General features: G+C 64.7%; 11 protein-coding genes. 5 read left to right on the top strand and 6 right to left on the bottom strand.

Going from position 1 to position 12,893, the window contains the following annotated elements; all coding sequences use genetic code 11:
- Positions 1–101: 101 nt before the first annotated feature.
- On the top strand, positions 102–1,145 hold the full coding sequence (locus tag TRIHO_RS14675) for an LLM class flavin-dependent oxidoreductase (protein ID WP_068245199.1): 1,044 nt from the start codon (positions 102–104) through the stop codon (positions 1,143–1,145).
- A gap of 114 nt (positions 1,146–1,259) precedes the next feature.
- On the opposite strand, the gene TRIHO_RS14670 is transcribed toward TRIHO_RS14675, so the two are convergent.
- The 5 genes from TRIHO_RS14670 to TRIHO_RS14650 all read right to left on the bottom strand — a co-directional run bounded on the left by TRIHO_RS14670 (position 1,260) and on the right by TRIHO_RS14650 (position 7,295).
- Positions 1,260–1,805: an RSP_2648 family PIN domain-containing protein gene (locus tag TRIHO_RS14670; RefSeq protein ID WP_068245196.1), complete on the bottom strand. Its 546-nt coding sequence runs from the start codon at positions 1,803–1,805 to the stop codon at positions 1,260–1,262.
- 14 nt (positions 1,806–1,819) lie between these two features.
- Entirely contained in the window at positions 1,820–3,055 is a 1,236-nt protein-coding gene (locus tag TRIHO_RS14665) for an RSP_2647 family RNA methyltransferase (protein ID WP_068245193.1), read from the bottom strand.
- A gap of 224 nt (positions 3,056–3,279) precedes the next feature.
- Complete coding sequence (locus TRIHO_RS14660) at positions 3,280–3,930, bottom strand: DUF6778 family protein (RefSeq protein WP_068245190.1); 651 nt, start codon at positions 3,928–3,930, stop codon at positions 3,280–3,282.
- A gap of 244 nt (positions 3,931–4,174) precedes the next feature.
- Positions 4,175–4,465: a hypothetical protein gene (locus TRIHO_RS14655; RefSeq protein ID WP_068245187.1), complete on the bottom strand. Its 291-nt coding sequence runs from the start codon at positions 4,463–4,465 to the stop codon at positions 4,175–4,177.
- A complete protein-coding gene (locus TRIHO_RS14650; protein WP_068245184.1) occupies positions 4,446–7,295 on the bottom strand; it encodes a bifunctional [glutamine synthetase] adenylyltransferase/[glutamine synthetase]-adenylyl-L-tyrosine phosphorylase in 2,850 nt (949 codons plus the stop codon). Before TRIHO_RS14650 ends, TRIHO_RS14655 begins: the two co-directional genes overlap by 20 nt.
- A 687-nt stretch (positions 7,296–7,982) precedes the next feature.
- Between TRIHO_RS14650 and TRIHO_RS14640 the strand changes: the two genes are divergently transcribed.
- From TRIHO_RS14640 to TRIHO_RS14625, 4 genes are all read left to right on the top strand, one after another.
- Positions 7,983–8,447 (top strand): DUF2852 domain-containing protein, encoded by a 465-nt coding sequence (locus TRIHO_RS14640; RefSeq protein WP_068245178.1) that lies wholly within the window; start codon positions 7,983–7,985, stop codon positions 8,445–8,447.
- 69 nt (positions 8,448–8,516) lie between these two features.
- A complete protein-coding gene (locus TRIHO_RS14635; protein ID WP_068245176.1) occupies positions 8,517–8,948 on the top strand; it encodes an RDD family protein in 432 nt (143 codons plus the stop codon).
- Positions 8,949–9,150: 202 nt separating this feature from the next.
- Positions 9,151–9,972 carry an arginyltransferase gene (locus TRIHO_RS14630; protein WP_068245174.1) on the top strand — a complete coding sequence of 274 codons (822 nt, stop codon included), beginning with the start codon at positions 9,151–9,153 and terminating at the stop codon, positions 9,970–9,972.
- A 10-nt stretch (positions 9,973–9,982) separates the two neighbouring features.
- A complete protein-coding gene (locus TRIHO_RS14625; protein ID WP_068245171.1) occupies positions 9,983–10,366 on the top strand; it encodes a VOC family protein in 384 nt (127 codons plus the stop codon).
- A 160-nt stretch (positions 10,367–10,526) separates the two neighbouring features.
- On the opposite strand, the gene TRIHO_RS14620 is transcribed toward TRIHO_RS14625, so the two are convergent.
- The gene (locus tag TRIHO_RS14620; protein WP_068245167.1) at positions 10,527–12,881 is read right to left on the bottom strand and encodes a TRAP transporter large permease; all 2,355 of its coding nucleotides are present in this window, start codon (positions 12,879–12,881) and stop codon (positions 10,527–10,529) included.
- Positions 12,882–12,893 lie beyond the last annotated feature (12 nt).

Here is a 12,893-nt window from a genome sequence, read left to right as displayed (position 1 = left end):
CGTCGCCTGCAAGGGGCGAGAGCCATTTCTGCCGCGCCCGCCCCTTGCAGGCGGCGCTCGGCGGGCTTATGTCAACCTTCCCGCAATGAGAAGGTTCCGACATGCGCTATTCCGTCCTCGATCTTGCCCCGGTGCCCGAAGGCACCACCACGGCGCATGCGCTGAAGAACAGTGCCGACCTGGCGCAGCAGGCCGAGCGCTGGGGCTATCATCGCTTCTGGCTGGCAGAGCATCACAACATGCCCGGCATTGCCAGCGCCGCCACCGCGGTGATGATCGGCCATATCGCGAATGCCACCACCACGCTGCGGGTCGGCGCTGGCGGCATCATGCTGCCGAACCACGCGCCCTATATGGTGGCCGAGGCCTTTGGCACATTGGCGGAACTCCACGGCCCCCGCATCGACCTCGGTCTCGGGCGCGCACCGGGAACGGATATGGCGGCGATGCGGGCCATGCGCCGGGGGCTTGAAAGCTCCGGCGACCGCTTTCCCGAAGACGTGCAGGAGCTGATCGCCTTTCTCGGCCCGCGCGGCGCCAACAGCGCCCTGCGCGCCATTCCCGGCGAGGGCACCGAGGTGCCGGTCTGGATGCTTGGCTCCAGCCTGTATGGGGCCCAGCTGGCGGCGATGCTCGGCCTGCCCTACGCCTTTGCCAGCCACTTCGCGCCCCAGGCGCTGGATCAGGCGCTGGAGGTTTACAGGCGCCAGTTCCGCCCCTCGCCGCATCTGGACAAACCGCATGTGATGCTGGCGATCAATGTCTTTGCCGCCGAAACCGACGCCGAAGGCCAGCGCCTGCGCACCACCATGCAGCAGGCCTTTGCCCGGTTGCGTCTGGGCACCCCCGGCAAACTGCCCGCGCCGGTCGAGGATATTCACGAGGTGCTGAGCCCGGAGATCCTCGCCGGGGTCAATCAGGCGCTGACCATTTCCGCCACCGGCAGCCCGGCGACGGTTCGCGCCGATCTGAGCCGGCTGATCCGGACATATCAGCCGGACGAGCTGATCCTGACCGGCCAGATCCACGATCACCACGCGCGGCTGCGCTCCTTTGAAATCGCCGCCGGGATCCTGCGAGATCTGCCGCTTCCTCCCGAGACCATGCCCGATCAAAGGCCGGGCCGCAGCGACGGTGCCGCCTGAAGCATCGCTGAAAAAGGGCGCGCCGCAATTTGCGTCGCGCGGGGGGGGTTGGGCCGCCCCAGTGCCCCAAGCCGCAGTCCGCAGTCCGCAGTCCGCAGTCCGCAGTCCGAGCGGTTAGGGGCGGGCAAGCGCCTTGGCAATCCGTGGCAGGCGCGCCTTTTTCAACAGCGGCCGCATCTCCCAGCCTTGCCCGGACAGGCGGTTGGCCTCGGCCAGTACTTTGTCCGCGAGCGCAGCCATCCCGTCGCGATCCTTCAACCAGATCTCGTAGAGCAGCTGATCCGGCCCCAAACGGTCAAGGCCTTCCTCAGACAGCAGGTTGCGGGGAAAATCCTTGGCATTCAGCGTGACAATCGCATCCGCATGGCCGCTGACAGCGGCGGCCAGAACATGGATGTCATTGGGATCGGGCAGCCACAGCCGCGCGCTGAGACCGGCATGGGGCGCAACCACGGCTCCCGGCCAGGCGGCCCGCAGCAGGGCGATCTCCGCCTCGGCCTGCGCCGCGCCGGCCGGCCCCAGCTTGAGCGCCGCGCGGGCCCATTCGCCCAGAATACGGTCTGACCACAGCGGCGTGAAATGGCCAAGGGCAGCAGCCCCCAGCAGCATTTCCCGCATCACTGTTGGATAGAGCACACATGTGTCCAGCAGCAGCTTCATCGGCCGGGGCGCGCTCAGTCCAGCCGGAAGAAAACGGACTTCAGATAGCCGCTTTCCGCCAGTTGCGGCAATTGCGGATGATCCGCCCCCGCCGACCCAGTATGCAAGAGCTGCGCCCGACGCCCGCCCTTGCCGATGCCCCGCGCCGAGGCGTTGCGGAACCGGGTCAGATCCGCCGCATGGGAGCAGGAACACAGGCCCAGATAGCCACCGGGTCTGACCAGAGGGGCGGCCAGTTTCGCCACCCGCTCATAGGCGCGCAGGCCAGCCTCCAGTGCCTGTTTCGACGGTGCAAAGGCCGGTGGATCACAGATCACCACGTCAAATTGCGCGCCCTCCTCACCGAGGGCCGTCAGCACGTCAAAGGCATCGCCCTGCCGGGCGGCAAACCGATCTGCGAAGCCTGAAGCGTCGGCGCCGGCCTGTGCCAGCTCCAGCGCGGGCGCCGATCCGTCGACGCAGGTGGCATGCCCGGCGCCGGCGGCCAGCATCGCCAGGCCAAAGCCTCCGACATGGGAAAACACATCCAGCACCCGGGCCCCCGGCGCCACAAGACGCGCGGCAAAGGCCTGATTGTCCCGCTGGTCATAAAACAGGCCGGTTTTCTGACCGCCGGTCAGATCCGCCATATAGGTCGCGCCGTTCATCACCACGGGCACCGGCGCCGTCGGGGCGCTGCCTTTCAGAACCGCGCTCTGATCGTCGAGCCCATCGAGCGCCCGGGTGCGACCGGAGGCGTTTTTCAGGATCACCTGACAGCCGGTGACCTCGGCCAGCGCGTTCGTCAGCAGTTCCAGATGCACTTCGGCCCAGGCCGCATTGGGCTGCACCACGCAGGTATCGCCAAAGCGGTCGATGATCACGCCCGGCAGGCCGTCGGCCTCAGCATGGACCAGCCGGTAGGCCGGGGCATCATAGAGCTGCGCCCGCAGGGCCTGCGCCTGCGACAGGCGGGCCACGAACCAGGCGTGATCAATCTGGGCGTCGGGGTCGCGGTCCAGCATCCGGGCAATGATCTTGCTCGCGGTGTTCATGGCCACCAGCCCCAGCGCCCGCCCGGCCTCGTCTTCCAGCACCGCAAGGCTGCCGGGGGCGAGGTTGCGGGTGCGGCGGTCGGTCACCAGTTCATTGGCATAGACCCAGGGAAACCCATGGCGCAGGGCGCGGGCATTCGACTTGGGTTTCATCTTGACGCGCGGGCGCGGCAGCGGTGCGGGCGTCGGGTCGGGGGCGTGAGCATGATCTGTCATGCCCTGCACATAGCCTGCCCCGCGCCAATGCCCAAGATGGAAAAACGCGGCGCGCCCCCGACGCGGCGCTTTCTTTGCGGTGTTTTGCGCGGCCGCCCCCTACGTTTGCGCTGTACCACCCGCCAATGCGCCCAGAGGCTGATCCGAGCCCGCCCCGGAGCAAGTCCAAAGCGGATCCAGCGCGCTGTGACCGCCGGCTCCAGGCCGGGACCGAGGCTGCGGTGTCAGCTGTCGTCAAAGGTCTCCAGCTGGTCCAGACGCGCCGCGCGATAGGCATCCGGGTTCAGCAGAACCTGCCGGATCACCTGTGCCAGATGGTCGGTAATGCGGGCCTTCTGGGTCTGTCCCCGGGCCATGGCCCGGACGGCGGCCTGACCGCCCAGACCCTTGAGGTCCGCATCGACCCGGCGCATGTCGGTCAGCGGCAGACCGGTCGCCGCCTCCACCAATTGCATATCAAAAGACACGCTGTGCACGCCGCCTGTGGTCGACCGCGCCTTGTCGGTCAGCGCGTGAAAGCGGGCGACCTGCACCTGAAGCCGGGCATCGACCGGACCGCTCAGCCCGGCCACCCCGCGCGTCATGCCGTCGGCGACGATGGCGCGCACCTGTTCGTGGCGGTCTCCGTCGGGGTCCTCGCGCCAGACAATATCCCCGGCCGGCAGGAAACGATCCGCCTCGAAAACCTGCAGGCTACGCGGCACCACCACGTCAACGCCGGTGACGGTCACGGCCGGGGCGGGAAAGGTGCCGATCACCGGGATCACATTGACCAGCGGTTCCAGCTGTGCATTGCGCGTGGGCAGGTCGACAGAGCCGCAGGCCATGACCGACAAGCCCAAACCAAAACCAATAGCGAGCCGAGCGAATGTCATCGGGTGCCTCCTTCACATGACTGTCCGTGGCTCCGTTTTGCCGGGAAAACGGGGCGGAAATCCGACCAGAACGGGCCATTTTAAGGAGTTGTTAACCTTGTTTGCGGCAAGGCAAAGGCATGAAGGACACCGCACGCAAGGCACAGGGGTGCGGGTCTGAGGGGCAGAGGACGGAGGGATGGGGGACTGAGGGATCCGGACCTGAGGGACGCAGGGCTGGCGTGTACAGGGCCAATGCGCGCCGTTAGCTGCGCGGACGCGACCGCCAGCCGCCCCGCCGTTTGGGCCGCTGGTCGCTGACCAGCCCTTCGCGCAGCACCGCTGTCATCGGGTGCGTGTCCTGGGCGCTGCCGTAGTGATCCAGCAGGGCCGACAGGGCCGCCTGCATATCCACCTCCATCGGCATCGACAGCGCCCAGTCCAGGAAAATGCTGCGGCACTGGCTCGCGTCGATGCCCGCGATCCGGTAGGATTCCCGGATCAGCCCCTTGGGGTCGAACTGTGAAACCGCCGGTTCATCCGCTGCGGTCGTCATCGCGGTCTCCTTTGTCTGCATGTCCCGGCGCCCCCGCCAGGCAGGCGTCGATACGGTTGGCGCAGGTCTGATAGGCCTCTTCCAGGGCCTGTTGCAGACGGCCAATACGGTCGAAGCCGGTGCTGCGCAACAGGAAGGCCGCGCCGCCTTCGCCGCGCACCTCTGTCGCCGGGGCCCGGCCGGAAATCAACCGCATCGCGCTTTGTACCGACCAGAATAGCGCATAGGCCTGCTGCAGGGTCTGTGCATCCGCGTCATCCAGAATGCCAATGGCGACACCGGCAGCCAACCCGGCGGGGGCGCGGTGGCGGGCGGCGCCGCTTTGATGGGCCTTGTCCGCCAGCAGCATACCGGCCTGCGCCAGAAGTTCGATGTCCAGCATGCGGCCCGGACCGGTCTTGGCGTCCCAGCAACTTTCGGGGATCTTGGCGGCGGCAAGGCGGCGGCGCATCTGCGCCACCTCGGCCAGAACCTCGGCCCGGTCACGCGGGCGTTGCAGCAGCCCGTCGCAAAAGGCGGTGACATCCGCCGCCAGCGCCTCGTCGCCCGCAATCGGGCGGGCCCGGGTCAGGGCGAGATGTTCCCAGACCCAGGCGTCCTTTTGTTGATACTGGGTGAAACTGGCCCAGCTGGTCGCCACCGGTCCCTGGCTGCCAGAGGGGCGCAGCCGCATGTCGACCTCGTACAGTCGGCCCTGCGCCATCGGCGCTGTCAGCGCCGTGACAATCGCCTGGGTGAGCCGCGCATAATAAGGACGCACCGCCAATGGGCGCTTGCCATCGGAGGTTTCGGCCGCCTCCGGGTCATAGATCACCACCAGGTCGAGGTCAGAGGTCGCCGTCAACTGCGCCGCGCCGAGAGAGCCCATGCCGAGGATCACGCAGCCGCGCCCCGGCATCGGGCCGTGTTTGGCCGCAAACTGCGCTGCCACCCGTGGCAAAAGACCGGTGATGACCGCATCGGCCAGATCCCCGTAGTGCTGGCCCGCATCGCTGGCGTCGATCAGGCCGCGCAGGTGGTGCACACCAATGCGAAAATGCCATTCCCGATGCCAGCTTCGGGTCAGGTCCAGTTGCCGCTCGTAATCGTCTTCGGCCTGCAACGCCTTGTTCAGGTCGTCGATCAGCGCCGCCCGACCCGGCCAGGGCGCAAAGAACCCGCCATCCAGCACCGCATCGAACACCGATGCATTGCGCGACAGGTATTCCGCCAGCGCCGGCGAGGTGCCGACGATATCGACCAGCAGATCAATCAGCTGGGGATTGGCCTCAAACAGTGAAAACAGCTGAACTCCTGCCGGCATGCCGGCCAGAAACCCATCCAGCGCCAACAGCGCCTCGCCCGGGTTGGCCGCCCGCGACAGGCGGCCCAACAGTTCGGGTTGCAACCGCTCAAAAATCCGCGCCCCCCGGTCCGACCGCAATGCCGGATAGGTCGGCCAGCGGGCAATCACCGCCGCGTCCAGCCCGTCCGGAACTGCGGGCGTTGCGGGTTTGGCAGCCGCGCTGCCGCTTGGAGCGAAGAAATCCTCGGTCAGCCGATGCACCTCTTCCAGCCGGTCACGCAGGGTCGCCACCAACAGCTCTGGCGTCTCGTCCATCAGGCAGGCCACGCGGGCCAGCCCTTCTTCGGTCGAGGGCATTCGGTGGGTCTGGGCGTCGTGGATCATCTGGATGCGATGTTCGACCTCGCGGTGCTGGCAATAGCGCCGCGACAGGGTCTCGGCGACCTCCTGCGGGATCCACTCCGCGGCCGACAGGGCTGCCAGCCCCTCGATGGTGCCGCGCAGACGCAGCGCGGGGTCGCGACCACCGGCAATGAGCTGCCGGGTCTGGGTGAAAAACTCGATCTCGCGGATCCCGCCCCGGCCCAGTTTCATATCATGGCCCAAAACCGAGATCGGCCCGCCGGTGCCCTTGTTCTCGCGGATGCGCAGGCGCATGTTGTGGGCGTCTTCGATGGCGGCGAAATCGAGATGGCGACGCCAGACAAAGGGGGTCAGGGTCTTGAGGAACTGTTCGCCCGCCGCGATGTCACCGGCGGCGGCGCGGGCCTTGATATAGGCGGCGCGCTCCCAGGTGCGGCCCAGGCTTTCATAGTAGCGTTCCGCCGCAACCATCGCCAGCGCCACCGGGGTCACCGCCGGATCGGGGCGCAGCCGCAGATCGGTGCGAAAGACATAGCCCTCCGCGGTGCGGTCATTGAGCGTCGCGCTCATGTTGCGGGTGGCGCGGACCAGCGCCTGGCGGGCCTCGGCGAAATCCTCGCGGTCAAACCGCGTCTCGTCAAAGAGGCAGATCAAGTCGATATCAGAGCTGTAGTTCAGCTCGAAGGCGCCCATCTTCCCCATCGCAAAGACACAGAGCCCGCCAGCGGTCTCCAGGTCGTCCTCGCTCATGCCCGGCAGTTTGTTGCGCCGCAGCAGCACCGCGATTTCGGCCTTGAGCGCCAGATCGACCGCCAGATCGCCAAAGCGGGTCAAGGTGCCGGTGACCTCCATCAACGACCAGTGACCAGACAGATCGCACAGCGCCGACAGCAGCGCGATGCGGCGTTTGGCCTGCCGCAACCCCGATCTCAGCTGGTCCGGCGGACAGGCGCGACAGGCCTGAAACACCGCCTCGCGCGCGGCCACCGGATCGTTCAGCGCCTCTTCGATCCAGCCCTGTTCGGACTCGATCAGCGCCTTCAGATAGGGGCTGCTCCCGGCGGTGCCCGTCAACAGGGCCCGCCATTCGGGAGACACATGGGCCAAGCCCTGCACCGCCTCCGCTCCGATCGAAGGGTCATAGGGGCGCGGGGATCGAAAGACCTGAAGCATTTTTGACATGGCCGCAGAGTGGGTTGCACCGCGAGGGGCGTCAATGCAAAAGCGCCGCGCCACATCGCAAAGGCAGCGCAAATATTTCGCAAACTTAAAGTTAGAGCCGCGAGCGATTGGCCAAGGCGTCTGTCCCGCCTTCCGGAAAACTTCGAAATTTCATCTTTGACGGTGCAAAACCTCGTTAAATTCCCCCTATCCGCCACTTCCACAGATGCAAAAGCACAGATATATTCGACACAGTGGTCGCGTTCCTGTTTCGGGGACCGAGTGAAACGTAGAGAGTACCCCATGTTCGCGGGATTGTTCCGCCGAACGTTATTAAAGAGTCACACGTGGTTTTTGGAGCGTGACCACGCTTGCGATTCTGACGTGTCGTCGCCGCTCGTTTTCTGACTGTTTTATGATCCCGCATATGATCGCACCGATTTCGCCATCGGCACTGAATGTGTGTTCGGGCCGCTGCCTGCTGTGGCCAGCGGATCATCAAAGACCGCCCCCTGATGCCTCTGTCGGCGGCATCCCCCCTGCCCCATATCCCAAAGCACCCGACGATCTGTTTGCGACAGGTCGCGAAGTGAATGTGAAAAACATTTACATCGCCCCTTGAAGCAGCCAGCCCTGCGCCACATATGGGTGATGTAAATGATGTTTACATACACCCTCAAACCAACCCTAACGTTGTGGAGACACCAGATGACGAGTTACACGACCAACCTTCCGCCGGCCCCGCAGCAGGGCTGGTTAGCCAAAGGCGAAGCCTGGCTGGATGCAAAGGGCAAAGGTGCCTGGATCGCGGCCATGGTTCTCGGCTTTGTGTTCTTCTGGCCAATTGGCCTCGCCTTTCTTGCCTATATGATCTGGAGCAAACGTATGTTCAAATCTCACTGCCGCTCGCGCTCGACCCATATGCACCGGGGATTTCACGCGATGAAATCCAGTGGAAACACTGCTTTTGATGCCTATAAGGCCGACACGCTGGCCCGTCTGGAACAGGAGCAAACCGATTTCGAGAGCTTCCTTGCCCGTCTGCGGGCTGCCAAGGACAAGGCCGAATTCGATGAGTTCATGGACGAACGCGTCCGGCGCGGCGACTATGAGGCCGCCGACAGCGACACGGACCACGACGAGACCTCGAACCGCGCCCCTGGCCAGGCCTGATACAGACCCGCGCACCCCGCCGTATCCTGCGGCGGGGGCTGCCCCTTTTTTCTCTTTCAGGAGACCCAAATGACCGCCCTGCCCGATCCTGATGTTCAGGCCGAATTTTACGAAGGTGTTGCGCTGAAACGGCTAATTGCCTTTCTGATCGACGGTGTTTTGATCTTTGCACTTGCCGCCCTGGCGGTGCCCTTCACGGCCTTTCTGGGCCTGTTCATGTGGCCGGCGCTCTATCTGATGGTCGGGTTCGTTTACCGTGTTGCAACCCTGTCGAACGGATCGGCGACGCTGGGAATGCGGTTCTGTGGCATCGAGTTGCGCGAATACGATGGGGCGCGGCTGGATGGGGGCAGCGCCTTGCTGCATACGGTCGGGTTTACCGTGTCGATGGCGGTCCCGGTGCTTCAGGTGATTTCGATCCTGCTGATGCTGACCACCGCACGCGGTCAGGGACTGACCGATCATATGCTGGGCACGGTGATGTTGAAACGCCGCGCCTGAGCCGCAGTTGAGCGGCAGCTGACAGGTCAGAACCCGGGATCGACGCCGCATTGCAGAAAGGCGGCGTTAATCCCTTTTTCACAAGCCCACTTGTCAGCCACGGGACGGTTGGTATCATCGCGCTATTCTTCGACCGCCAACAGAGCATTTCCACCCGACACACACGCCTCACCGATACGTCCAGAAAGTCACCGACACCCGTATGCGCCATACGCTTCCGATTGCCCCCCAGTTCTATGTGACCGCCCCGCAACCCTGCCCCTATCTTGAGGGGCGGATGGAGCGCAAACTGTTCACCGCGCTGCAAGGCGACGGGGTCGATCAGCTGAACAGTTCGCTCAGCCAGCAGGGGTTCCGGCGCTCGCAGAATGTGCTGTACCGGCCGTCCTGTTCGGATTGCTCGGCCTGTATGTCTGCGCGCATCAACGTGGAGGCCTTTGCCCCCACGCGCAGCCAGCGCAAGACCCGCAACCGCAACAAACATCTGGAACGGCGCGCCACCTCGCCCTGGGCGACCGAGGATCAATACGCACTGTTCCGGCGCTATCTCGACCGGCGCCATGCGGATGGCGGCATGGCGGATATGGATGTCTTTGAATATGCCGCGATGGTCGAAGAGACGCCGATCCGCACCCGCGTTGTCGAATATATCGCCCCCGACACCAATGGGCTGACCGCCGTGTCGCTGACGGATGTGCTCGATGACGGGCTGAGCATGGTCTATTCCTATTACGACCCCGATCTGCCGCAGCAATCGCTGGGCACCTTCATGGTGCTTGACCATGTGGAGATCGCGCGGGAGGCGGACCTGCCCTATGTCTACCTTGGCTACTGGGTGCCGGGCAGTCAGAAGATGGGCTACAAGGCGAATTTTTCCGGGCTTGAGGTCTATGTCGCCGGCGAATGGGTGCCGGTGAAAGACCCCGCGCAGTTTGATGCGGCCCAGCACCCGCTGTGCAACGCGCCGATTGCCGAACAGGTGGCCAATATCCAGTTGCCGCAGGACGCTGCGCCCAAAAGGTAGCCCGCGCGACATGCAATCCCTTCATGCCATCTCGCTTGTGGTGCCGGACTATGAGGCCGGACTGGCCTTTTATTGCGGCACATTGGGCTGGACCCTGGCCGAGGATATCGACCAGGGGCGCAAACGCTGGATCCGCATTCTGCCCCCCGGAGCCACAAGTGGCAGCCTGATCCTGGCCCGCGCGGACGGCCCGCAGCAGGAGGCCGCCGTCGGCAACCAGTTCGGCGGGCGGGTCGGGCTGTTTCTGTCCACCGACGATTTCGCCCGCGATCACGCGGCGATGCTGGCGGCAGGCGTCACCTTTGAGGAAGACCCGCGGCATGAGCCTTATGGCACCGTGGCGGTCTGGCGCGATCCCTTTGGCAACCGCTGGGACCTGATCCAGTTCCGGTGACCGCCCCCCCCCGGCGCGGCGACGCGTCCCGGGCGAAGGCGCAACAGTGCCGGACCCGCCCCCGCGCCGAGACCAATCCCAGATCCGAAATTGCCTCCCCACAAAAAAGGGCCCCCGATTGGGAGCCCTTTGTTTTTGTCAGGTCGGCGCCTGGCGTCGATCAGTTCGGGATCAACGCCGGGACAATGGTCACGATCGCCGGGAAGAACCACAGGATCGCCAGTCCGAGCACCTGGATCAGCACGAAGGGCAACACCCCGCGATAGATGTGGCCGGTTGTGACCTCCCTTGGTGCCACGCCACGCAGGTAGAACAGCGCGAAACCAAAGGGCGGTGTCAGGAAGGACGTCTGCAGGTTCACCGCCACCATGATGGTCACCCACTTGGGGTCAAACGACCCGCCGTAGATCACCGGCCCCACGATGGGGATCACGATGTAGATGATTTCCAGGAAGTCGAGCACGAAGCCGAGGATGAACAGCACGATCATCACGATCAGGAACACCGTCAGCTCGTTGTCAAAGCTCTTGAGGAACTGCTGGATATAGTGCTCGCCGCCAAAGGAGATCACCACCAGGTTCAACAACTGTGAGCCGATCAGGATGGTGAACACCATCGAGGTCACCTTGGCGGTTTCCCGGACGATGGGGCTCAGCACGCCACCTTTGAACAGCACCCAGCAGCCATAGAGCAGACCGAACAGGGCAAAGAGGTAGCAGCCATAGGCGAAGAAGAACGCCGCATAGCTTTCTGCCGGCACTTCTTCCTGATTGATCCGGAGGTCAAAGTTCACCCCGGTCAGGATCGCCAGCGCGACCGCGAGGGTTGCCCAGATGATGATATTGCCGGTCTGGCCTTCGTCCTTCAGTCGACGATAAGCGGCCAGCATGATGGCACCACCCGCCCCGAGGGCCGCGGCCGGCGTCGGGTTGGTGATCCCTCCCAGGATCGACCCCAGCACGGCAACAATCAGGACCAGCGGCGGGAACACCACCCGGATCAGATCGTTGCGCGCACAGCGGATCGCCGCTTCCTTGCAGCCATAAAGCGCCAGCAGCGTCGGCAGCAACATCAGCACCACAGTGGCCGAGGGCGATGTCGTCGGCGAGATGGCCACGATATCGACCAGAGCCAGCGCCAGCAGACCGATGGCCCCCAGGATCAGCGGTTTTGGATCGCGCGAAGGCGCGACACCGCGACCGACAGCCAGGGTCAGCCCGAACAGCACGATCATGGTGGCGATACCGGTCCCGATGGGCGCGGCATTGGCGATCTTGTCCGTCAGCGCCGTCGCAAGCTCGTCCTCGGTCAGGCGGGTCGCTTCGGCAACGCCGCCGGCCTCGTCGATGGCGGTTTGCTCGGCAACGGCGGCGTCCCAGGCCGATTGACCGTGCAGATCAATCATCGCCGCCTTGCAGTCCGCGCCGACATTGGTGCGCAGCGATGCCGTCTGGCCCGCGTCAGAGAAGCTGGAGACGGTGACGCTCTGGCTGCCAACAAGCCCGAGATTGCCCAGAAGCACGGTGCCGACGACCAGCGCGACCGGTACGCCAAGGAACCAGGTCAGGCTCTCGCTGCGGGTGATCGGCTCTTCGTTGGCGGCGCCCATGGACACGGCCGGGGCCTTGTGCGGGTTCAACAGCGCATAGCCAAAGGCGTAAAGCGCATAGAGCAGCGCCAGCATGATCCCCGGCAGCAGTGCCGCCTGGAACAAGGTGCCGACCGAAACCACCGCCGGTTCGCCGAGATAGGTCAGAGCATCGGAACAGCCGACATCCTGCGCCCGCGATTCCTGCGCGGTGGAATAGAGATCCCCCGCCAGGGTGCCGAGCAGAACGATCACGATAGAGGGCGGAATGATCTGCCCGAGCGTGCCGGAGGCGGCAATCACACCGGTGGCCAGTTCCGGGCTGTAGTTGTTGCGCAGCATGGTCGGCAGGGCCAGCAGGCCCATGGTGACCACGGTGGCGCCGACAATCCCGGTCGAGGCCGCAAGGAAGGCCCCCACGACGACAATCGACACCGCCAGACCGCCGGGCAGCGGGCCAAAGACCCGTGCCATGGTGGTCAGCAGATCGTTTGCGATCTTCGACCGTTCCAGCGTGATGCCCATCAGAACGAACATCAGCACCGCCAGCAGCGTCTCGATCGAGGCGCCGGCCAGAACCCGTTCGTTGATCCGGTTCACGATGAAGGACACGTTGCGGTCCATCGCCACTTCCCAGCCCTGCGGGAAGACCGGTTCGGCCATCCGGGGCAAGTCCGGGTATCGGAATATCGAGATCACATCGGGTTTGACGCCCGAGTTGACCACATCACGATAGGCCTGGCTCGACGTGTCGATGGCCTGGTGAATGAGGAGCCCGCCGCTGTCGAGCGCGGCAATGATCCCGAAGGAAATGACCCCGGCCCCGCCGATGGCAAAAGCCACCGGGAAACCGGAAAGGATGCCTCCGAAAAGGCAGAAAAAGACGATGATCAGGCCGATTTCGACGCCATCAAGTCCGAATAGCATGTGAGCTGTCCC

Source organism: Tritonibacter horizontis (genome assembly GCF_001518015.1).
Classification (GTDB): Bacteria; Pseudomonadota; Alphaproteobacteria; order Rhodobacterales; family Rhodobacteraceae; genus Epibacterium; species Epibacterium horizontis.
The sequence above is the reverse complement of the archived record's forward strand: the minus strand, read 5'-3'. Positions and strand labels throughout refer to the sequence as shown.

Excerpts from the sequence above, each read along its gene's own strand:
- TRIHO_RS14675 (WP_068245199.1), top strand. The coding sequence starts at position 102 with ATGCGCTATTCCGTCCTCGATCTTGCCCCGGTGCCCGAAGGCACCACC.
- TRIHO_RS14670 (WP_068245196.1), bottom strand. The coding sequence starts at position 1,805 with ATGAAGCTGCTGCTGGACACATGTGTGCTCTATCCAACAGTGATGCGG.
- TRIHO_RS14665 (WP_068245193.1), bottom strand. The coding sequence starts at position 3,055 with ATGACAGATCATGCTCACGCCCCCGACCCGACGCCCGCACCGCTGCCG.
- TRIHO_RS14660 (WP_068245190.1), bottom strand. The coding sequence starts at position 3,930 with ATGACATTCGCTCGGCTCGCTATTGGTTTTGGTTTGGGCTTGTCGGTC.
- TRIHO_RS14655 (WP_068245187.1), bottom strand. The coding sequence starts at position 4,465 with ATGACGACCGCAGCGGATGAACCGGCGGTTTCACAGTTCGACCCCAAG.
- TRIHO_RS14650 (WP_068245184.1), bottom strand. The coding sequence starts at position 7,295 with ATGTCAAAAATGCTTCAGGTCTTTCGATCCCCGCGCCCCTATGACCCT.
- TRIHO_RS14640 (WP_068245178.1), top strand. The coding sequence starts at position 7,983 with ATGACGAGTTACACGACCAACCTTCCGCCGGCCCCGCAGCAGGGCTGG.
- TRIHO_RS14635 (WP_068245176.1), top strand. The coding sequence starts at position 8,517 with ATGACCGCCCTGCCCGATCCTGATGTTCAGGCCGAATTTTACGAAGGT.
- TRIHO_RS14630 (WP_068245174.1), top strand. The coding sequence starts at position 9,151 with ATGCGCCATACGCTTCCGATTGCCCCCCAGTTCTATGTGACCGCCCCG.
- TRIHO_RS14625 (WP_068245171.1), top strand. The coding sequence starts at position 9,983 with ATGCAATCCCTTCATGCCATCTCGCTTGTGGTGCCGGACTATGAGGCC.
- TRIHO_RS14620 (WP_068245167.1), bottom strand. The coding sequence starts at position 12,881 with ATGCTATTCGGACTTGATGGCGTCGAAATCGGCCTGATCATCGTCTTT.